At 60.9% G+C, this 21,657-nt stretch carries 18 protein-coding genes; 11 read left to right on the top strand and 7 right to left on the bottom strand.

Translation table 11 applies throughout. The features are described 5' to 3' along the window. Positions 1-106 precede the first annotated feature (106 nt). From ASG84_RS15485 to ASG84_RS27770, 5 genes are all read left to right on the top strand, one after another. Positions 107-1,126: a LacI family DNA-binding transcriptional regulator gene (locus ASG84_RS15485; protein ID WP_327213077.1), complete on the top strand. Its 1,020-nt coding sequence runs from the start codon at positions 107-109 to the stop codon at positions 1,124-1,126. A 783-nt stretch (positions 1,127-1,909) separates the two neighbouring features. Then, positions 1,910-2,047 (top strand): hypothetical protein, encoded by a 138-nt coding sequence (locus ASG84_RS28215; protein WP_235581679.1) that lies wholly within the window; start codon positions 1,910-1,912, stop codon positions 2,045-2,047. A 313-nt stretch (positions 2,048-2,360) separates the two neighbouring features. Next, the gene (locus ASG84_RS15480) at positions 2,361-3,842 is read left to right on the top strand and encodes an ATP-binding protein (RefSeq protein WP_235581678.1); all 1,482 of its coding nucleotides are present in this window, start codon (positions 2,361-2,363) and stop codon (positions 3,840-3,842) included. 847 nt (positions 3,843-4,689) lie between these two features. After that, positions 4,690-5,025, top strand: a complete 336-nt coding sequence (locus ASG84_RS15470; RefSeq protein WP_057477940.1) for a hypothetical protein — start codon at positions 4,690-4,692, stop codon at positions 5,023-5,025. Then, positions 5,018-5,167 carry a hypothetical protein gene (locus ASG84_RS27770; protein WP_162248337.1) on the top strand — a complete coding sequence of 50 codons (150 nt, stop codon included), beginning with the start codon at positions 5,018-5,020 and terminating at the stop codon, positions 5,165-5,167. Before ASG84_RS15470 ends, ASG84_RS27770 begins: the two co-directional genes overlap by 8 nt. A 665-nt stretch (positions 5,168-5,832) precedes the next feature. On the opposite strand, the gene istB is transcribed toward ASG84_RS27770, so the two are convergent. The 3 genes from istB to ASG84_RS15450 form a co-directional block, all read right to left on the bottom strand. Next, the gene (gene istB, locus ASG84_RS15460; protein WP_057477938.1) at positions 5,833-6,636 is read right to left on the bottom strand and encodes an IS21-like element helper ATPase IstB; all 804 of its coding nucleotides are present in this window, start codon (positions 6,634-6,636) and stop codon (positions 5,833-5,835) included. Next, on the bottom strand, positions 6,633-8,147 hold the full coding sequence (gene istA, locus ASG84_RS15455) for an IS21 family transposase (protein WP_156399542.1): 1,515 nt from the start codon (positions 8,145-8,147) through the stop codon (positions 6,633-6,635). Before istA ends, istB begins: the two co-directional genes overlap by 4 nt. Positions 8,148-8,765: 618 nt before the next feature. Continuing rightward, a complete protein-coding gene (locus ASG84_RS15450) occupies positions 8,766-9,029 on the bottom strand; it encodes a hypothetical protein (RefSeq protein ID WP_057477937.1) in 264 nt (87 codons plus the stop codon). A gap of 476 nt (positions 9,030-9,505) precedes the next feature. On the opposite strand from ASG84_RS15450, the gene ASG84_RS15445 reads away from it, so the two are divergent. Continuing rightward, entirely contained in the window at positions 9,506-10,537 is a 1,032-nt protein-coding gene (locus ASG84_RS15445) for a hypothetical protein (RefSeq protein WP_156399541.1), read from the top strand. Positions 10,538-11,654: 1,117 nt separating this feature from the next. On the opposite strand, the gene ASG84_RS27765 is transcribed toward ASG84_RS15445, so the two are convergent. Further along, the gene (locus tag ASG84_RS27765; protein WP_162248343.1) at positions 11,655-12,263 is read right to left on the bottom strand and encodes a TetR/AcrR family transcriptional regulator; all 609 of its coding nucleotides are present in this window, start codon (positions 12,261-12,263) and stop codon (positions 11,655-11,657) included. A 98-nt stretch (positions 12,264-12,361) separates the two neighbouring features. Here ASG84_RS27765 and ASG84_RS15435 point away from each other — a divergent pair, with 98 nt between their 5' ends. Further along, positions 12,362-13,423, top strand: a complete 1,062-nt coding sequence (locus ASG84_RS15435; protein ID WP_057477934.1) for a hypothetical protein — start codon at positions 12,362-12,364, stop codon at positions 13,421-13,423. Then, positions 13,420-14,541 (top strand): ABC transporter permease, encoded by a 1,122-nt coding sequence (locus ASG84_RS15430; RefSeq protein WP_057477933.1) that lies wholly within the window; start codon positions 13,420-13,422, stop codon positions 14,539-14,541. Before ASG84_RS15435 ends, ASG84_RS15430 begins: the two co-directional genes overlap by 4 nt. Before the next feature lie 862 nt (positions 14,542-15,403). Here the strand turns inward: ASG84_RS15430 and ASG84_RS15425 are convergent. Then, positions 15,404-16,411 carry an amidohydrolase family protein gene (locus ASG84_RS15425; RefSeq protein WP_057477932.1) on the bottom strand — a complete coding sequence of 336 codons (1,008 nt, stop codon included), beginning with the start codon at positions 16,409-16,411 and terminating at the stop codon, positions 15,404-15,406. A gap of 62 nt (positions 16,412-16,473) precedes the next feature. Here ASG84_RS15425 and ASG84_RS15420 point away from each other — a divergent pair, with 62 nt between their 5' ends. Continuing rightward, complete coding sequence (locus ASG84_RS15420; protein WP_057477931.1) at positions 16,474-16,908, top strand: MarR family winged helix-turn-helix transcriptional regulator; 435 nt, start codon at positions 16,474-16,476, stop codon at positions 16,906-16,908. A gap of 92 nt (positions 16,909-17,000) precedes the next feature. On the opposite strand, the gene ASG84_RS15415 is transcribed toward ASG84_RS15420, so the two are convergent. After that, on the bottom strand, positions 17,001-17,663 hold the full coding sequence (locus tag ASG84_RS15415) for an SDR family NAD(P)-dependent oxidoreductase (protein WP_057477930.1): 663 nt from the start codon (positions 17,661-17,663) through the stop codon (positions 17,001-17,003). 140 nt (positions 17,664-17,803) lie between these two features. Here ASG84_RS15415 and ASG84_RS15410 point away from each other — a divergent pair, with 140 nt between their 5' ends. Next, a complete protein-coding gene (locus ASG84_RS15410) occupies positions 17,804-18,172 on the top strand; it encodes a winged helix-turn-helix transcriptional regulator (RefSeq protein WP_094680321.1) in 369 nt (122 codons plus the stop codon). A 1,156-nt stretch (positions 18,173-19,328) separates the two neighbouring features. After that, entirely contained in the window at positions 19,329-20,435 is a 1,107-nt protein-coding gene (locus ASG84_RS15405; protein WP_057477928.1) for a GGDEF domain-containing protein, read from the top strand. 586 nt (positions 20,436-21,021) lie between these two features. Here the strand turns inward: ASG84_RS15405 and ASG84_RS15400 are convergent. Next, positions 21,022-21,540 carry a PadR family transcriptional regulator gene (locus ASG84_RS15400; protein WP_057477927.1) on the bottom strand — a complete coding sequence of 173 codons (519 nt, stop codon included), beginning with the start codon at positions 21,538-21,540 and terminating at the stop codon, positions 21,022-21,024. Between the last annotated feature and the right edge of the window lie 117 nt (positions 21,541-21,657).

Here is a 21,657-nt window from a genome sequence, read left to right as displayed (position 1 = left end):
TCCAAAAAAGTCGAGGTGGGAGTTACTAGTACGTTCTAGTTCGATGAACGGTAGAGGGTGTGCCATCATCGGTCAAGACCCGTACCTCCAACCGGATAGGAGCGTCGTGCCGAAACCCAGACCGAGCTCCACTCCCAAAATGGTCGATGTCGCTCGCGCGGCCGGGGTATCGCCGGCTCTGGTTTCGATCGTCATGCGGGGTGTCGGCGGTGCGAGCGACGAGACGCGGGCTCGTGTGATGGCCATAGCGGACGAGCTCGGCTACGTCCCTGATCGGCGCGCACAGCAGCTGAGGCAGAGCGCGTCCCGGCTGATCGGCGTCACGTTCGAGGTCCGTCAGGCATTCCACGGTGATCTCGTGGAGCACCTCTATCCGGCGGCGGTAGGGCACGGCTACGACATCATCATCAGTGCTGTCACGCCGAGGCGGTCGGAGCACGAAGCGTTGCGCACAGTGCTGAGAGAGCGCTGCGAAGCCGTCGTGTTGCTGGGCTCGAGAATGTCTGACTTTCAGTTGACCGAGATCGCTACGCAGTTGCCGGCGGTCGTCGTTGCCCGAGCCAGTGCCGCTGAGGGTGTCGTCTCGGTTCGTTCCGACGACTTTGCGGGTGCTGGATTGGCGGTCGAACACCTTGTCTCGCTTGGTCATCGAAAAATCGTCCACATCGACGGATTCGATGCACCTGGTAGTGAGGATCGGAGGCGTGGAGTCCTAGACCGCGGACGTCGTCTCGGAGTTCATGTGGAGATCGCAGTGGGCGGTTCCACCGAAGCCAGCGGTGCGGAGGCCATGCACAGGCTGCTGAGCGGCGATCGACTTCCGTCGGGTGTCATAGCGTTCAACGACCGGTGTGCGGCAGGGGTTCTCGATACGCTCGTGCGTTCGGGAATCGACGTTCCCGGGGAGATCTCAGTTGTGGGATACGACGATTCGCGGCTTGCAGACCTGTCTTACCTGCAGCTGACGACTGTCGCGCAGAACATGAGTGCGATGTCCCAGTTCGCGATCGACTCGGCACTGTCGATGGTGTCTGGCGGTACCCCGGACACTGTCTTACTCGACCCCCGGTTGGTAGTTCGTTCGACCACCGGACCGTTTCGCGGCCACCACCCCAGTCGACGGTGACCACTCGACATTTTCCGAAGTTGCAGCGACAGGAGCGGCATCACCGAAGGCGGCCGGGGTGACCGACAGGCTCCGAAACATGCGGGCGTCGTGCATCTGCGGATACGGGAGACCCCGCCGGCGTTGGCGAAGACGAAGTCCTCGCGCGAACCCGGCGCCGGCAAACAATCGAATTGCAACCCGCCCGGTCAATCGCCGCTCCTCTAGCAGCGGATTTCAAATCCGCGCGGGGTGTCCGTTCTCCGTGATCGTAATCTTCGCATTCGTGCAGTTCAGGGCTGCTTTCGTGTTGAATGGCCGTCTCTGCGCGTGGCTCGGTGTCACGAGGCTGTCGCAAGTAGGCCAGGCTGAGCTGTCTGGCCTCGCCGATAACCGCGACACCCGCAGGCTAGTCATAGAAACGGTTGTGCTGAAACAGGTTTCGATTGCCTGTCGGCCCAAGCGCCCAAGAGCTACGCCCTGACAAAGCATTCTCGGAAGTCGCCCACGTAAATTGCACTTTGGCACCGTCGGTGCCAGCTCAGCAGAGTTTTGCAATGCAAGTGTGTCGGTAAGCTGCGCTACGCCGCTCGTATGGACGTCCGACCAGGCCGAACAACCGCAGTTTCCGCTTCGGTAGGCATTCCCGGCACCGGCAGGCCAGTAGCTGTGGAGCCGGAGATCCCGCCTGCCGTCGCAAAGCGGATCGCGGCCGCCGTGCAATCCTCCCACTCCGAAGGAACGCGCAAGACCTACGCGGCCGCGTGAAGACACCTCGCCAGTTGGTGCGAGACGAATGGTCACATGACGCTTCGAGCGCACCCGATCACCGTCGCCGCCTATCTCGTCGAACGCGGCGATTGGAGCGCTTCGGACGAGTGTCCTGAGGTCTACCTCGCGGAGAGTGGAGCGCTGGTCGTGCAGCACCCGTTCGCGAACTGAGCGATGGCATTTAGCACGAGTTTTCGAGGACTGCGAGACCACACCGGGCCTCGGCGAAGGTTGAAGTGAGTGCCACCCATAGCCGAAGCCGCATATGTGAGCGGGGTCGACCGGACTACCCGGGGCCAGTGCCACGGGTTCCACGACGCCTACAGCGGGTCACGCGGCCTTGACCTGGGGTTTTATCGGGCACCCCCGTGGGCACTCCCTCATCGGTTAGTGTCCATCTTTTGGTTGCAGGGTCGGAATTTGGGCGTGGCTGCGTCCATGGTCGTTACGTCTGGCGTCTGGATTGCCACCGTAGAATGGGCGCGTGTCCCCCCTACCTGAAGCCCGCGCCGAGTTCGAGGACCTGGTCAACCGCCTAGTCGAACAACCGGCCGAGAGCGAGTGGCTTGAGTTCAAGCAGAACATGAACGACCCGCAGGAGATCGGTGAGTACATCTCTGCGCTTGCGAACGCGGCGGCTCTCCACGGAGAGGCTCGGGCGTATCTGGTTTGGGGCGTGGAGGACGGTACTCACAAATTGGTCGGAACCGCGTTCGATGAGACAACGCTCAAGAAGGGCAATCAAGCCTTCCAGCCATGGGTTGTGGGGTCTCTAAGTCCCGACCCTGGACTCGTCTACTACCACGGACAAGTCGACGGGAAGCGTACCGTCGTCCTTGAAATCGGCGCCGCAGCGCACTCTCCTGTCATGTTCCAAGGAATCGCGTATATCCGTATCGGTAGTCACAAAAAGAAGTTGAATGCCCACCCGGTCGAGGCTAAACAACTCTATCGAAATCTCGACGTTGTCCCGTTCGAGCACAGGGCGGCTCTTAGCGGGTTGACCGAGGACGAGGCGCTTGAGCATGTGGACCATGCCGCCTACTACAAACTCCAAGGGGTAGCCGTCCCTGCCGAGCGAGACGTTGTGGTTGACGCGCTCCTGTCGGATAAGATCTTTGATCGGGAACCTAACGGACGAGTCAGTATCACGAACATGGGTGCGCTGCTGTTCGGTGTGCAGCTCAGCGACTACCCGTCCATTGCGCGTAAGGCAGCACGAGTCATCAAATACAAGGGCAAGAACAAGTTGACGGCCGAGCGCGAGCACGAGGGAACACGAGGCTATGCGGCCGGGTTCACCGGGATGGTCGACTACATCGACAACCTCTTGCCGGCGAACGAGATAATCGGCAAGGCCTTGCGAACCGAAGTGAGTATGTTCCCGCCGACTGCCATCCGCGAGATCGTGGCCAATGCTCTCATTCACCAAGATTTCTCCGTCGGTGGTGCCGGTCCCCTCATCGAGATCTACGACGACCGGATGGTGATCACGAACCCGGGAGCGCCGCTTGTTGATCCCTCCCGGTTTGTGGATGCCCCGCCTCGTTCGCGGAACGAGAAGTTGGCGTACATGATGCGGCGTTGCAACATTTGCGAGGAGCGTGGGAGCGGTTGGGACCGTATTGCGTTCGAAATCGAGTTTCACCAGCTCCCGGCACCGCTCATCGTTGTGAACGAGGGCCACACCACCGTCACCTTGTTCAGCCATAAGAAGACGAGTGATATGGACAAAGAGGACAGGATCCGGGCTGTCTACCTGCACAGTTGCTTAAAGTCAGTAAGTGGCGAGCAGGTCACGAACACTACCGTTCGCGAGCGGTTCGGTCTCACCGACAAAGAGTCCTCTGCAGCTTCGGCGTACATCCGGGAGACTCTTGACGCCGGGATGATTACACAGTACGACCCGAACGCTGGGCGTAAGCACATGCGCTACGTACCGTTCTGGGCTCGACGCGTTACGTAGCCGGTATCGTGTATGTAACTTGCTGAAGTTGCAAAAGTGCACGTCTAGCTGGGGTTTTCTTTTTTGGATCTATTTTCTAACTTTCCCAAAGTTAAGCAGGGATCTACATCTACGTCGGGGCTAGGTTAGGTGCCCTCTTGTGTCCCCGACTGGTCTCAAGTTGGGGCTTCACCTAGACAACCGGCATCGGACCCCTGGCCGGGACTGTTCGGAACCCACAGGGCCTAGGCCCAATTTCCGACCCCTGTGGTTCTGCTCAGCGCTGAGTAGCCCCGCGCCCTGGTGGGCGCGTGGCTAGGTACCAACCCGACGCGATGATGAGTCGGCAGACGGCCACCAACGCGAGCGGTGTCCGGGCCACCTGCGGGCGTCTAGTACCCGAAGCTGAGTGAGAACCCAGTGCGCGCCCTGTCGGCCGGCACGGTGGCCGGTGCTCGGTCGCCTATGGTCACTTCGTAGAACTCTCGCCCCTCTGCGACAGTAATATTCGCGTAGAAGTGGCAGGCTCCATCGGGCTGCAGTGATCCGCCCCCGAGCGCCCCCGCCCCCACAGTTGTATCCGATTCGTCTCGCACGAGAACCGGGGAGCCTTTGCTGACACCGTTCGAGTCACAACCGCCTGCAATTGGTGTGACGAACTTGGGTGCAATCTGGGCAGTGACCCTGAGGTCGAACGACGCCGGTTCAGCAGCCGGTTTCGGGTCGGTTGCACAGCCGACCAGGACGAGTGTGGCCAGCGCCGCCACGGAAACAGTGCGCATGGCTCGTCAGATTACGGCACATCTCGGATGGTCGACGCCTGCCGTTACGGGTAGATCGGGCTTGCGCCGCTGCCTAGGCTCACGGAATGACTAACGAGCAGATCATCCGGCCCCGTCCAGGCAGCCACATCTGGCGACGCACCGACGGCCAATTCACCGAAATCGGTCGCCAGATGTCGGGCGTTGGGTACGTCGATAAGTTCCCCGGCACTACCGATGAGGAGCTGCTCAATGCTGAGCTTCAGCAACCCGGTGGCTTCACTGTGAGCCAGGGAACGGCTACAACCGAGGTCGAGAAAATCCTCAACTGGACCGAGGTCATCGACGACGATGACCCAGTCGTAATCCTCGGACCTCAGAAGCCATCATTCGGCGAGTGGGAAGAGCTCAATGAATGGACGGGCCGGTCGTCGAGTGTCTGACGATGTAGCGTTCGCTCCGCCCGCCGATGACGGACAGGCAGGCTGGGTTTTGCTCCCCGATGGCCGCCGCGCGTACCGGTACGAGGGCTCGGACGACGTCTTCATCGCCAAGGGAACCGCGGCCGAGGTTCCTGCGTCGTAGTAGGTATGGATGAGGTCGAGTAGATGTTCAGGTCAATCTTGTCGGCTGCTCGACACGACGCCTCGCACGCGACCGCACTCGTCGCAGTCGGTGACGGCCATAGTGCTGTACACAGATTTGTGAGTCCTAGTGGTCGTGGAGTGGCCGCATGTCAGCTCGAGGTTCCAGGTGACCGACTCGTCGGGACTGCGGCGCGCGGCTCTCTTGGCCATCTCTCGCAATATTTTGGTCACGCTCTCCCGTTTGAGAGGGCTTAGTGGCGGCATCGGGCAGCAGTACCCGCAGTGCAGCTGACGCGACCCCGGCATCAACCACCGGTGGGCTTCATGGCCTCCATGTCTGGTCTTGTATTCGAGTTCTCGACGCTCGTACTCCGGACGCAATTTGTCTGAAATGTAGAGCGTAGGTCCGAATTCCCCGAGGTCGTCGTCCATGACCTCCCCGCATCCGCGGCACGGCACGCCGGCAACTCGTTATAGGTGAGGGGAGTCCCCAGTCGGTCCCATTCCAGCTTCTTCAACCGGTCTCGTTCGTGCCACTCTTCCCACCACAGGGCCTGCTTAATGGCTGCGTTCGCACGGCGCTTCGCCATGTCAATGGCCAAGTTGAAGTCCCCGGTGGTGGCCAGGTGAAAGTCCCCACCCCGTGTTGATGTTTCCGGTTTTTCAGGGGCAGTCCTTTCGGTGTTGTGCGTCTTTCATGCGATAGGACTCGCCGTCGGTGACGACGATGGTGGCGTGGTGGAGCAATCGGTCGAGGATCGAGGCGGCGGTGGTGTGTTCGGGCAGGAACCGGCCCCATTGCTCGAACGGCCAGTACGATCCGATCGCCAACGAGCGGCGTTCGTAGGCACCGGCGACGAGACGGAACAGCAATTGCGTGCCGGTGTCGTCGAGCGGGGCGAATCCCATTTCGTCGATGATGATCAGGTCGACCCGCAGCAGTGATTCGATGATCTTGCCGACGGTATTGTCTGCCAATCCGCGATACAGGGTTTCGACGAGGTCGGCGGCGGTGAAGTATCGGACCTTGTGTCCAGCGTGGACGGCGGCGACACCGAGTCCGATCAAGGTATGCGACTTGCCTGTCCCGGCAGGTCCGATCATCGCCAAATTCGACTGTGCCCGAACCCATTCCAGGCTGGACAGGTAGTCGAACACCTTCGGCTGGATCGACGACGCGGCGACGTCGAAGGACTCCAACGTTTTCGTCACCGGAAACGCGGCAGCTTTGAGCCGGTTGACGATGTTGGAGGCATCACGTGCGGCGAGTTCGGACTCGATGAGCGTCCGCAGCACTTCTTCCGGGGTCCAGCGTTGCGTCTTCGCAGTGATCAACACCTCCGGTGCGGTCCGGCGGATTGCAGCCAGTTTCAAGCGCCGCAGTCCGGCGTCGAGATCAGCAGCGAGTTCGGGAACATGCTGGGGCGCAGCAGCCTTCGGAGAGTGTGCAGTGGTGGTGTCGGTCATGACGGCACCGGCGTATCGGCGGCAGGGGTCCGGATGGCGTAGGCATCGAGGGAGCGCGTCGGTGCGGTCGGCAGGTCCAGAATCAACGCGTCCCCGGCCGGCCTGGGCTGCGGCGCTCCGGCACCGGCAGCGAGAATCGATCGGACGTCCGCGGCCCGGAATCGACGGAACGCCACCGCCCGGGTCAACGCCGCCACCAACAGTTCGGTGCCATGTGCCGCACCGAGTGCCAGCAGGATCTCGAGCTCGGATCCGAGCCTGGTGTTGCCGATCGCGGCGGCACCGACGAGGAATGCTTCTGCTTCGGGTCCGAGTGCGCAGAACTGTTGCTCGACAGTTGTCCTCGGCCTAGGGCCGCGGTCGGGTGCGGGGCGGGCACCGCCGTAATGCTCGTCGAGGACCGACGCGGTCCCCGGCTGGCCCAGGTCGTGTTCGGCGACGACCTCACCGGTGGCCGGCTCGACAACCACCAACCGTCCCTCGGTCTGGACGAGGGTGACGGTCGCGCCGATCAACCGGACCGGCACGGAGTAGCGTGCGGACGCGAACCGCACGCAGGACAAGCGGTCGACTTTGCGGGTCACCGGCGGTGGGCCGATCTCCAGTCGCAGTGATGGCAACGGTGACAACAACTCTCGCTCTTCGGCGAGTTTGTCGTTCGGGATCGCGCATATCTCCGAATGCACCCTGGCGTTGACTTCCGTGCACCACACCCTGGCGGCGGCGTTGGCTGCGTGGACATCGACGGTGGTGCCGGCGATGGCTGCTTCGGTGAGCAACGGGACAGCGAGATCGCGTTGGGCGTAGCCGACGAGGTTCTCCACGACGCCTTTCGATTGTGGGTCGTTCGCGTGGCAGAAGTCCGGTGCGAATCCGTAATGAGCAGCGAACCGGACGTAGTCCGGGGTGGGGATGACGACGTTCGCGACGACCCCGCCTTTGAGGCATGCCATGCGGTCGGCGAGGACCTTGCGCGGGACACCACCGACAGCGGCAAGTGCGTCGGCGATCAATGCCATTGTGGTGGTTGCTTTCTCGTCGGTGGCGAAGGCAGCAAACCGCCACCGCGAGTAGGCCATGACGGCGCAGAACAGGTGCAGTCCGCCGACAGTGGCCCAGTCGATGATCAGGTAGTCACCCGGTGCCCATACCGCGGGCCGTCGGCCGCGGTGATGGTCGGTGCGCCACCGTTTCTTCTCCTCGGCGACCAGGCGGCGGAAGTTGCGGTCCGATCCTGCATAGCCGGCCTTGCGGGCGATCGGCAGGATTCGTTTCGCGGAGATTCGGCCCTGAGATTTGTCGACCCGTTCGGCTACCAGGTCGGTGACGGCGGCGTAGTTGCGTTCACGCTCGGCCCGCGGCGGTGTGTTGCCGGCTTGGTCGGCTTCGAATTTGTCGATGGTGCGTTTGACGGTCTTGTGGGTGGTGCCGACGAGTTCGGCGGCTCCTCGATACGACCCGACTTCGCGGTAAGCGGAAATGATGTCCATGCGTTCCTTCGCAGACTTCAATGGAACTCCCCGGGCGGTGCGGTGTGTGGTTGGCACCTTCACCGTCACCGCTCGGGCCAGAAGTTCCTGATCGACACGACGAACACGGGGTGGGGACTTTCAGTTGGCCACCAGTGGGGACCTCGACCTGGCCACCAGTGGTTACTTTTTCATGGCCACGGACACGCCAACTGCTCGGGAGTCAAGTTACCCATGCGCTGAGGTTGGGTCGGTGCGCATGATTTGCGTATGACGAGACCCGACTATTCAAAACTGGTCGTGCAACACCCGGTTCTTGCCTGTGCAACCATTCCGCGCAGTCCGGCTCAGCGCAGGTGAACGCATGAGAATGCAGCTCACGCACCGTCGCCAAAGTCGGCTTCGGGTGAGCAACTTCCATCGCATCGGGCACTGACCCATCTTGACCCGTAGGCGCATCTAAACGCCAGTCTTCACCAGCCAAGACTTAACCGTCGCCGGACACCTCGCCCGGATTTGCCGACACCTCAACCCGTAAACCGCTAATTCGGTGCCTCTTGAACGCACTCTTTCGCAAGTGGGTCAACAACTAGCGCGGCGCGATTGTGGAAGTCACTCCCTGTGAAATGATTCCGAACCTCGATGGTTCATTTAGCGTGGTCAGTTCGGGCAGTACTTGGACGCCAAGTCGTAGATTGCCCGTGCCTGGTCTGGAGTCGGCGTTGAGTTCTGATACGCGGCCCGCTTGCCGGTATTGACCACGGCGATGCTGGCCTCCTTGTCGGCACCGATCTCTTGACAAGTGTTGTCGAGAATGTTCGCAATCGGGTCGTCCCGACGACCGTCTGCCAACTCGGGATAGAGAGATCGAAATTCCGTTACGAATGCTGCAGTGTCGGCTGCGGTGGGTCCAGCGACGCTCACGGGGGATGGCGCGAGTGACGGCACTGCTGAACTGGCACTTGTTGGGATGGATGTGGGTGTCGGAGTCGTGATTGTCGATTGCGTAGTGGTCGACGCTGCGGCGCTCGACGACTCACCGGAACTCGTACATCCTGCGGCTGTGAGTGCGGCTGCAAGAGCTACGACACCAGCGGTGGTTCGGTAGAAGGTCACGCTGCCTGATTTTAGGGGCGTGAGACGGGAAAACGCGGTCAATCCTTACAGATTCGATGTCAACTGAGGCGGGGACAGTCCCTAACCCGCCGTTACCCCTCCAAAAGCTGCCTCCGGCTCATCCGCCAATCAGGCCGAAGCCTGCGCCGGCGCGTAGCAAGCGATGGGGAATCTCGTTGCGCCCACCGTAACTTCCGTGCGGTTCGCTGGCATGTACAGCCCTATGTGTCGGTGTCTGTCGGCATGATCACTACATGTCCAGGAAACGGGATCGGAAGAAGCCGTTGGAACGTAAGACCGCCGCGGGCGGGCGTACGTCCAACAAGGCCGTGGTCTATGACGGTATACGCAACGTGATTCAGGAGGAGTTTGAATGGCGAGGTGGGCCATCACTGCTACCCGGCATCGTTCCGCGCGGACTTCTCAGCCGTCGTCGCCAAATGGTACTGGCTGTCTTCGATGAGTACCTCCCGGACGACGTGGTCGTTCGAATCCGAATCACGGCGTCGATGGCTGCCACCCTCGCCAACCTCCAACCGGATTTGTACGGAAGAGAAGGTCCGGGTTACACCACAACGAGGGGGGCGAATATAGCTCAAGCCAAGACCGTGCTGGCTAGTGACGGCACGTGGGACGTTGTGATCGACTGGGAACGATTTCTGAACGAATCTCCCGAATCCCAGGCTGAAGTCGACGACCAGACGCAAATCTTGGAACACCTTGCGGCACATGAGCCACAGCACATCTTGATGCATCTGACCAGCACGGACTCAAGCGACTACGTCGATAGCTTGACGGGTTCGCCAACCGTTCGAGCATGGCGTCACTACGTTGGCGAAGCAATCGATGAATTTCGCTGTGAGTTGGCAGCCAACCGTCGCGTGACCATGACTCCGACCCATGAGTCCACCGCAAGTGACGATATAGAGCATTTTCGACGCGCATTGAACGAGAGCGCTGCACACATTGACGACAACCCCAGGCGAGCCGCGATGCAAGCGCTGGGTGCAGCGAAAGAGATGGTGAAGGCTCTTGGCTATCTGGCGGCAGAATACGCGGCAGGGGGCCGAGAGCCACTTCCCCCGAGTCCACTGCCGACCGGATGGGACGAATACATCGGTCAGTTTTGGCCGGACATATTCGAACTCTTCGCCAGTGTGCCTGCTGCCAACGAATCAGCATCCGTAGAGTTTCTCACGACAGTTCTACAGGCGACTTGCAAGCGAGTCATCACGTGGCTGACGGAGATTGGTATCCGATACGAGAAGGACGAAAATCTCAACGACTACTGCTGGTGGGACCGGCGGGAGTTCTGACGCAAGGATGGACGACACCGAAGGAACGTAAGAGCAAACTAACGCGTGACGAGGGCTCGACAGGCTATCGAAATCTCTGATCCCTCATTTCCTTCGTGAGGTGACAGTCTCCGTCATTCTTAGAACGGTTCGAGACCTGCCCTCCCAGCGGCAGTTATGAGGTGTAAAAACACCGGCGTGGCGGCTCGGCGAAGCGGCTCAGTCGAGTAGAGGTTTGGTGGTCACGACCCGAGGTGTGTAAAAACCTTCAAGGTTCCTTGACGGTGCGGTAACTGCCGTTTCCGCGCGATGTCGTCGGCGGCATCGTGCCTGTTGTTGGCAACTCGGCAATTGTTCGCTCCCGTCAGTATCATCGCCGGATGGTTAACGCCTCGCCTGGAGCAGCATTTGTCCGACATGCCGTTGGACCAATGCGGTGGGGTTCGCCGCTGCACTTTTCGACTGATTCGAGGGCGATGTAGGTTGGCGACGAATAAGTCTCGTTGTCACGAGTCCGCACAGAGCGTCGGTGCGCCAGGACGCTCTCCGTCCACCCGATACCGTGGCTGTCCGACACCGTTCAAGACTGTCCGGTGTCGGAGAATCGGCGGCAGTTCGGTGTCACGAGAGTGTCACAAGTCGGTACGTTCGGGCATGGACTTGTTCGGACGGTAATGTACGAAAACTGTTGCAAATAAACAAATATCGAGTCCAGAGACGTTCAGATGAATCCACTTCCAGGGACTTAAAATCCGTCAAGTGTCGGTTCGAGTCCGACTGGGGGCACCAGGGTCCATATGGATCCAGATTTCTGGACCAGGAAAGTGCTTTTCGGTTGGTAGCGTGTATGCCGGTGGCTTCCCACGGATCCGAGTGGACAACCGACACAGCGGATTTCAGATCCGCGCGGGAGTTACCTTCATCGTCGCCGTTTCTTCGAGTTCGTGCAGATCAGGGTCGGTCTTCGGGTTCGACGGTCGTGTCCGCAGGTGGTTCGCTGTCACGAGGCTGTCACAACTGGACATGGTGTAATTGCTGCGGGATGCGCTCGAGATGACCGGCATCCCGACGGACTCGCGGCATCACACCATCGGACGAGCGCACCGTCACGGATCCGACGATGGAAGTCGAGGACTTTTTACTGCAGCTCCTGCGGTTCAGGGGCACTCGCCACGGTCGATAAGAGATGCCACAGTCGTTCGGCCAACCAACGTTGCTCCGAGGGCTCGTCGACGTGGTCGCCATCGAGCCACTTCGATAGCACCGTCACCATTCCGCCCGTGATGAACCATGCTTCTTCGTCGAGCCGCCTCGATTGACGGGAGTTCGGCGAGGTGTCGCCCAGTCTTTGTTGTCGGAGGTACTGGCCCAATCCTTCACGCAAAACGGTCATCACCTGCTCGCGGGATCGCGAGTTCGATTGAGCCCCGATCAGTTTGCGGTAGAACTCACGGTTCGAACCCAGTTCGGCCACAACGAGCCCGATGCTGCGTTCTGCCTGATCTCGGTCCACCGCCACGTCGTCGTCCAGCGCGGCGATCGACTGTAATCGCCTCCGAACGACGGCGGCGAACAATGTGTCTCGGTCCTGGAAGTGCAGATACAGGGTCGGCCTGCTGACGCCGGCAGCCGAGGCGATGTCGGTGATCGACACCTCCGCAGGATCACGGTGAGACACCAGTTCGGCAGCAGCGTCCAGTAACAGTTCTCGACTGCGTACTGCCCGAGGGTCCATGTTTGCGGTCATCGTGGTCCACCTTAATAGGTGATGCGCCTCTCTCGCGTACCTTATCTTACATATGTATTGTAATGAACAGATGTAAACTACCGACGAGGAGTTCGATTGTGACCGACCAGCTGGCAGCGGGTGCTCAGGAAGCACGTCCGCGCAAGAAACCGTCACCGACGGTGATGATGCTCGGGGGAATGGTGGTACCGCTCTTCCTGATGACGGTTCTTCCTCTGCTCTATACCTGGGGCCTCCATTCGCCGACGCCGCACGACATGGACGTGCGGATCGTGGGAACGTCGACGCAAGTCGAGCAATTCGCGCAGCAGGTTCAGGCGCAGGTCGGGTCGTCATTCGACGTCGGGGTCGTAGCAGATGTCGACGCTGCAAAGGATGCTGTGTCCAGCTTGGAAACGCGTGGCGCCTACGATCCGGCAACGAACATCGTGTACGTCGCGTCCGAAGGAAACCTGGCCGCTGCGCAGGCGGTCGAGGGCCTCTTCGGTTCCATTGCGGGCAAGACAGTCGGCACTGCACCTACCGTCTTCGACGTAGCACCGACGAGTTCTACCGACAGGTTGGGCGCATCGCTGATGTTCGTCGGCCTCGCGGCGATACTCGGCGGCTTCTTGACTGCGACAGTTCTCCAACTGCTCCTGCCAGGCCTTTCGCTGCGTGTCGAGCTGACCGTCATTGCCGTCATGAGCGTGGTGTCCGCGGTAGTGCCGGCCTTCGTTGCATACGGGGTGTACGGCGCGGTGTCCGGAAGCATCCTGGAGGTGCTCGCACTGCTTGCACTGTCGGCGTTCGTCGTCGGATCCTTCCATCTAGGGGGGATGCGTTTGATAGGACCGGGGATGATGATCCCCACGCTGCTGATCATGGTGCTACTCGGAGTGCCCTCGTCGGGTGCGGCGATTGCGCCTGAGATGGTGCCCGGCTTTTTCACCACACTCAATAACTTCCTTCCCACGCCTGCGCTACTGGAGGGCCTCAAGCGCCTCGTGTACTTCCCGGCAGCAAGTATCGGGGGCACCGTTGCCGTGATGGCGATGTGGGGATTCTTGGCCGCCGGACTACTCGGGCTCTCGGTGCTTCGACACAAAAAGGATCCGGACGAACCGATCCTGAGTTCCTTCGCCGCAATTCCCGCACCCGAGAACGGAGACTCGAAATGAGTGAAACAGTAACTGCGCCGGCTGCATCGAACGCAGACTTTCCAACGCAGGGAACGAACCATTTCCGCTTCTACTTCGGCGACGAGCATTCCGCGACTCCGCAGCAGATGAAACGGAGGCACATGCTGACGGGCGGACTGTTGCTCCCGCTGTTCATGATGTTCGTCCTACCTCTCACCTACATCGGACTGTTCCACAGCCCCGGACCGAACGGTGTTCATATCGACGTTGTCGGAAACAGTCCGGCCGCAATGAAATTCGTCCAGAGCAGCGATGCCCTCAACAACGACGATTTTGTGGTCGACCGTGTTGCGACGGTGGACGAGGGTACCGAGCGACTTCTCGATCTGGAAACCCGAGCCGTATACGATCCGACGACCTTGACGTTGTACACAGCGCAGGCGGGCAATACACAATCGACCATCGCTGCGCAGCGATTCGTGACCGCACTCGCTGCATCGACGAATGCAACAGTGAATGTCGAGAATCTGGTACCACTCCCGGAATCGGACGCGGTAGGTGCCGGCGTGATGTATGTCGGACTCGGAGCCATCCTGGCAGGCTTTCTGACGACCGCAGTGGCGTCGCTGGTTGCACCCGGCGTACGCATCAGGTGGAAAGTGTTGTTGCTCGGCGTGATGAGCAGCATCGCGGCGGGAATCCAAGTACTGATTTCCTACGGAATTACCGGGACCTTGCACGACAACATCGGCGGAGTCGCAGGGATGGTGTTTCTTCTTGCATTCACCTGCGGGATCGTCACACTCGGAGGTTTCGTGAACTTCGGACCGGTCATGATGCTCATCTCACTCGGCCTGTACATCATGCTGGGGGTTCCGGCATCGGGCGTTGCGGTCGGGCTCGATCTGGCACCGTCGTTCTACCAGTTTCTGCATCCGCTGCTTCCGACGTCCACGGCGCTGGACGGACTGAAACGTATTGCGTACTTCGATGGCTCGGGCCTGGGTCCTGTTCTGCTCACCATGTCGGTGTGGGCGCTGATCGGATGCTTGGGGGTCGTCATCGGCCACCGTCGCCGAGCGAAAGCCGTGGCGCTCGAACCGGCCGTCGCAGCTGCAGAGGTCACCGATTCCGGTTCGCTGAGTGAGCGCGTTTGAAATCTGCGCTTGATCTGCACCACTCCCCGGCGGACTCGGAGATTGAACTCCGACTACCGGGGAGCGCGTGTAGGCGCGTACGCGGTTCACTTACCGAGGATCGTGAAGGCGACAGTCTCGGCTGCCGCGGAGGGTAGTGGCGCGCCTGGCACCGCGATCACGCCGCGTCAGCGAATTCGTGGCTGCCGAAGGGCGATTCGAAGTGGGCGACGCCGATGTCGCACTCGCAATCGTTTCCGGTTCCTGGCTGTCACTGGGGGCGTCTACTGCTCTCGCAACCCCAACGCGACGAGGCGGAAACGGTCGACCGCACCATCGAACGAGTGCTTCGCGCACTGGGAATCTCGACCGACGAAGCTCGAACACTCTGCGCCGGTGCCCTACCCGCGTCATACGGCGTTACCGTACATGCGGTCGTCGACCCCTGGCCGGGTACACCGAATGGGCGTGAACACGCACGAGCCAAGCCATGGCCTGGCCTGCAGGTGCCCCCTACTCGGTCCCCGGCTTCGTCCCCAAGATTCGGTGGCCAGAGGCGCGGCAGGAGGTCGAGTCTTCAGAAGAAGGCCAGCTGAGCGTCGCCCACGGGTCCGCGGCCGGACTGTGCCCTTCCCGGTCCGCCCGACGGTCCACGTCGAGCATGGACGCCGAGCACCGAGGGGTGCTTCGAGTAGAGCTCGGTTACGGCCCGGCACCTCGAATCGGCTCGGATACGAGGCCGTTCGGCGGAACGGGCACGCCCCACCATGGTGGGGCGTGCCCGTTCCACGTCAACTCCCACATTCGTGAGCCGGCGTCGGTGCTGCCAAGGCCCGGGTCGATCAGCGGGTGAAGTAGCTGATCGATCCCGAGTGCCGAAAGACTATGGATGCGTCGGGGTTCCGGCTGTCAGCCGAGGTAGGAGGCTGTAGGCGTTGTCGTGCATGACCTGCGCGAGCATTGTCGGCCTGTCGGCGAAGTAGGTGTCGACGTTGTCGGTGAACCAGGTCGCGGTGCGCGGGTTCGCGGCGGGGAAGTCTGTACCGAAGAGAATGTGGTCAGGTGCAACGAAGTTCTCGAGTGCCACCAGGTTGGTTTCGAATCCGGATAGGGCGGTCTCGTAGTAGAACGTTCGGAAGTCCTCGAGGATCTCGTCTGCTGTCAGTTCGCAGTCGAGATGGAATGCGCACAGTGCGGCGACGCGTGCGGCGAGGTACGGGGTGCTGCCGCCCGAGTGGGCGAGGACGATTCGTACGTTCGGATACTGGCGTTTGCGTCCGCTGGTCACCAAATCGGCTGCGCCTTTGTAGGTTTCGTTCGGAGTTTCGCTGATCGGGGTGGGCAGGAATCTGCTCGGGGCCCGATTGCTACCGGGTGTCTGCTCACCGTGTAGGAACACGAGCGCGTTGCGGCGGTCGAGCTCGGCCCACAGTGGCTCGAAGATAGGGTCGCCCAGCGATCGGGCCTGATCTCCGGTGCCGTAGACGTTGGTCAGGGTTATTCCGTCGGCTCCCAACACGTCGAACGCGTAGGTCAACTCTTCGAGTGCGGCGTCGGTGTCGGTCGGGGTCGGCAGATGAGCGAACAGTCCGAATCGTCCTGGATGGTCGTCCGCGGCCTGACGGGACAGGGTGTTCACCTCGCGGGCGAAGTGATGGCGCTTGTTCTCCGGGAGCCGGGATTCGATGTCGTTGGGTACGGACAGGATCGCGGTGTCGATCTGCAGTCGGTCCATGAAGTCGACACTGACCTGCGGTGACCAGGCGCTCTCGTCTTCCTTGAATTTCCAGCCGGATGTGTCGCCGAACAAGCCAGAGGTAAGCATGCTGGACGGCATGAAGTGGTGATGGAAGTCGATACGGCCGGGTGTGGTGGCGTTGTCGTGGGTCATACTCACACTCAACGCGCAATAGTTGCTAGTTGTCAATAATATTCAGATGTTAGGTTCTTTACATGGTTGACACCGACGCACCCGAATTGCAGCTCCTCGACGCGCTGTATCGCCTCAACAAGCTGGTCTTGACCGACGCTCGCGTGCACGTCTCCGCTGTCGCGCACTTGGATCTCGTCGACTTTCTGGTGCTTCGCACCGTGAAGATGGGCATCGATACTCCCGGTGATCTCGTCGTAGATCTCGGTCTGAACCCGTCGATGCTGAGCAGGTCGTTGTCCAAGCTTGCCGACGCGGGCCTGGTGATTCGCGAGATCGATTCCGCGGACTCGCGCCGATCACGGATCAGACTGACCGACGATGGTGTGCGAACCACCGCTGACATCGGGGGTCGGATGCGCCCCAGCCTGGCGCGGCGGCTCCAGCTCCTGCCCCCCGACCGGATCCGTGTCCTGTTGGACAGTCTCGAAATCCTGTGCGGGGATGCAGTCGACTGAACCTGGACTGCTCGTGTTCGGTGAAGTGCGCCGCAGGAACCCGGCGCGAGGCCGCGGTCAGTGGTGGTGCTTCACCTCGACACGGTGTGGCGTCACATCGGTGCGGCAGGGTAGCGGGGGTCGGCATCGGACCGCTTTTCGTGCAGTTCGAGGTACGTGGGAGCGATCTCGGCGGCAGAGGTGCCGGGTTGCCCGGATCCGATCCATGCGTTGATGGCCAGATGTGCCGCGTACACGCCGTGTTCGGCGAGTACGTTGTGCAGGTTGAGAACCCAGTTGCGCAGGCCGGCCGACGCGATATTGATGTTGGCGAAAGACGGTGTCGGGTTTATCGATCCGCCGCCGGTGGTGACGATGATGGTGCCGGCTTTCGCGGCGATCATGTCGTCGACGACCTGTCTCACGACATGTATTGCGCTGAAGTAGAAGTCGAGCTGCGGCTGAAGGTTGGCGGGCGTGACGTCGAGGACGCCGGCAGCAGGCAGAGTCGCGTCGGCCGCCGAGAATTCGAGAACGTCCACGGTGCCGAGTGTGGCGCGGATCTGGGTGAAGGCCGTGGTAATCGATTCCTCGTCGAGGAGGTCTGCGGTGAATCCGTGCGCGTCGATCCCCTCACTTTTCAGCTGTTCGGTCAGCGAACTCAACTTCGCCTGGTTTCGGGCGACGAGGGCGACGGTGAAACCTGTGCGCCCGAAAACGCGGGCGATTTCCAACCCCATTCCGGGGCCGGCACCGACTATGACAATCAACGACATGGGTTCACTCCTGCTCGGTTACTATTTGTGTGTCACCCCATCTTCTGTGTGTCGTATCCGCGGCACAAGAGGGCACATTCGTGTTCGTGAGGAGCGCCATGGCGACCAGGAAGACCGGCACCGTCGAGCTCGGCACTCCGATGCCCGGGCCGTGCGAGGGGTGGGGCGAGGATGCGGCATTGATCCGCGGAATTCTCGATCGTGTCGGAGACAAGTGGGGCATTCTCGTGATCGCCGTGCTTCGTGATGCGCCGATGCGATACAGGGAGTTGCAGCGCGCGGTCCCTGGCATATCTCAGCGGATGCTCACCCTTACGCTGCGTCACCTCGAGCGCGACGGCCTGCTCACACGTACCGTGTACCCGGAGGTGCCGCTGCGAGTCGAATATGCCCTGACCCACCTCGGTGTCTCGCTTCTCGAACATGTCTTGGGTCTGGCGATGTGGGCATCAGCCCATACCGACGAGATCCGAAAACATAGGAACGACTTCGACAGCCGGCAATCATGATCATCCACGAGAAAAATCGGCTCGCGTGACCACGGAGAAGTCGCATGTAGACGCGCTGCTTCTACTGCGAGCCGGCACACCGGATACAGCGATGACGGGCGCCCGCAGGTCGGCTACGTGCGGCACCGATGTGTCTACAGATCCTCGATAGAAGCGAAAACTTTGTCCTATCAGCATGATCTGGGTGTCGATGAGCGAAAACGATTGCGGCACCACGCCATGGCTATTTGCCTGCGCTCGCCGCGCACTCACGCGAGCCATGCACGACGCGGCATCACCCATAAGAATCGACGTTCTCTCGAGTCTCTCGTCGGGTGTCGTCGACGTAGGCCATGCTTGGTCTGGTGAGGTGATGCCTTCTCGAAAGAGTTATCGAGGGCGTCAACGACGAATGAGGTCACCTGAGTTCGCACCCTCGAAGGGTGGCAGTTGAGGTAAGAGCAGGAGCCGTCACTGGGGCACGTCTGCTGCGCTCGCGCTCGCGTGGTCGTGGTCGGTACGCCTAGGTTTGCGAGTCCGGGCAGTGACCCAGTGTGCGCGCAACCACCCCGACCATCTCAGAGCCGAGTTCAGTTTTTGGGTTGCGCGGGCCAACTTCCAGGACTTGCGGATGCCGTTCGTGGCGGTGGTTTGGCTCGATGTTCCGGGTACCCAGAAGCCTGCGAGGGGTAGCGCGCATACGCTCGACCCCTACGGGCCAGTTCCAGTGCCATCCGACCGCCGAGAGAGTTACCGGCGAGGTCCGCCCCTAAGACCCAGGACGGTCGGAACGACGACACGGTGGGACTTCGCCAGGAACGGAACTGTCGAGTGCCAAATCCGAGACGACATCGTCACCCCATGCAAGAGAACAAGTGGACTCGCCTTTGCGCCCTCAACGTCTCGAACCAACGGCCCCCTGTTGTCCGTCACGCAAAATATAAAGATTCCATACAAGTATGGTCTGCACGGAGAACTTGATGGCCCGGATGTATGTACTGGATTGCCACTGAAAGCATGCTCGGAGCAGTAGGCTCGGCGAGAGCAGTGGTTTCATGGATGACACGACTGCTTCTGTTCGGCTCACTCGCCACAAGTTCGTGCCTGGACTGCGCGACGAAGCAGTCCAACCGCGACGGGGCGTGAAAAACTGCGAGAACCGAAGGCTGGATCTACCGTGGATCGATTCCGTCAGTGGTGGGTCAGCTCCGTCGACTTCGACTGGCTGCTGGGGTACCACCGGGCACGCCCATTCCTCAGGTACGCCGAGGCTCTGATTTCCCTGTACGGCTTCCTGTGTGCGCTGTTGTGCCTGGGCCTGTTGGTGAGCCCCGATGTGGTTGTGGGAGTTACACAACGAGGCGTCGTGTGCGCCAGCGGCGTTCTCGCGGTTGCCCTTTCCGTTTTGGGTGTCGCGCGGAGGATCGACACCAGGGGTGCGTCTCTCCTGTTTACGGCTGCCAGCGATATCGGCATCGCGGCAGTGTTACTGTCCGTGGCACCTTCGCCCATCGCAATCGTGGGAACCACTATCTTCACGGGCCTCGGAAACTACGTGTCGTCGTTCCACGGACCACGAGTCTTCCTGGCGCATTACGCATTCACGTTGCTCGTGCTGTGTGCGGTGGCGGTGCATGTGTTGATCGAGGGAACTTGGCCCGTCGCAACTGTGCTCACAGTCACAGGTTGTGTGTTCGTCGGATTGTTCACCTCGTCGGTCATCATGCAGGCGCTCGTGTCGCATTTGAGGCACGACGCTTCCGGCGCGTATTTCGACCAACTGACCGGGCTGCGAAACAGGCGAGGCCTCAGCTCGGCCGTGAGCGAGCTGTACCGGACCGGACCTGCCGCTGGATCAGTCGCGTGGAGTGTGGTGATCGATCTCGATGAGTTCAAGTCCATCAACGACCGTTTCGGCCATGGCCACGGAGACGACGTTCTGCGGCGTACCGCTGCAAGAATCCACCAGGCGTGCCCGGGATCGGCATTCGCGGCGCGCATCGGCGGTGAGGAGTTCACCGTGGTAGGGCGCGGGGCTGAGGTCGATGCGCGCGAGTGCGCCGACCGCATCCTGCGCTCGATATTTCGCGACAGTGATGACACCCCGGTAACAGCATCTTTGGGCGTGGCGACCATGGCCGTTCCTCGACTCACCGAAGACGTCGCAAGTGCGATGACTGCTCTGACGGGCCGGGCGGACGCAGCGATGTACGACGCCAAAAGACAGGGCGGCAACCGTGTAGTTCAGGTCGGACATGAGTGCGACGACAAACCTGAGTTCTAGTGTTTCGCCGAACGTCGTTGTCGAACAGGACCCAACTCGGTCTGAAGCTTCCTTGTAAGAAAGCGCGGCTCTACAGTGAAGGCGTCCGATGAAATCCGACGCGAAACACAGTTTCGTCAGAAGGATTCGGGGCCGTTGTAGCCATGTCGACAGACGTATCCGGCAGTCGCGGAAGCGCTCTCGCTGTGCGATCGATCTGCTTACGCCGGCCTGGGTCCTGGTGACCGTCGCAGCGTTCTGCTCTGGTTCGACGGCGTCGGCCACCCCGGTGCGGGCAACTGTTCCGGCGCACGCCGCGGAAGCACGCCTGCCGGAGCACGCCGTGTACCGCCCGGTGGAGATCGAGCGAACACACCGGCTCTCGTGTGGGGCGAAGGCGGGTGCGCTGCGGTCGACTTGCTATACAGCGAGTTCTCGACGGCCAGCGCTGCCTGGGGGTGGTCGTCATCATGGGGTTACGCCGAATTATGCCGAATTCGGGATGGAGGACGAGGTGTACCACTGATCATGTAGGAGAACGCTTTTCGTGTCCAGCAGTTGTCCTGGGAGCGCGGAACGCCGTCGGCTACGGGCAAGTCCGAATTCTTCAGTTCGGGCTGTCGAGTAGAGACCTGAGCCAGACTCTTTCTGTGCGACTCGTCTTGCGCGCGAAAAGTAATAACCCCCGACGGTAGATGTCGGAAATTTCTTCCGCTTTCACGGCCCGGTCCCCGTCGTAGAAGAAGCTGGCCGGTTCCTCGAGAAAGCGCAGCCTCCGTCGCAGAACTGCATGCTGCTCCTCCACGGAAGGCACAAGAGACAAGAATGTCAGCACCACAACGAAACGCGAGAACTCCGACAAGTCGTTGTCCTGCGGATCCCGCAGGCGGGACGTCAACTCGTGGCGTCCTTCGTCGGTGATCGTGAGTACGTAGCGCGCCGGCCCTGCACCGGGCTCGGAGCGTCGCTCCAGAAGACCGCTTCGGTCCAGGCGTTTGATTGCGGGATACAAAGTTCCATCGCTCACTGGCCTCGCGTAGCCGGTCAGCTGAGCCACTCGTCGTTTGAGTTCGTATCCATGCAGGGGGCCCTCCGAAAGAAACCCGAGAATTGCCAATTCCAACATGTGTCCAGTGTGACAGGTGTACCTCGATTCGATGTGTACCTCGAATCGAGGTAGTAGGGTGGGTGACCGATGACCAGGACTCACCTCCTCCAAAGGGACTACATGACAATTCTCGAG

The organism is Rhodococcus sp. Leaf278 (assembly GCF_001426085.1).
GTDB lineage: Bacteria > Actinomycetota > Actinomycetes > Mycobacteriales > Mycobacteriaceae > Rhodococcoides.
This window is presented reverse-complemented; position numbering and strand designations above follow the sequence as displayed.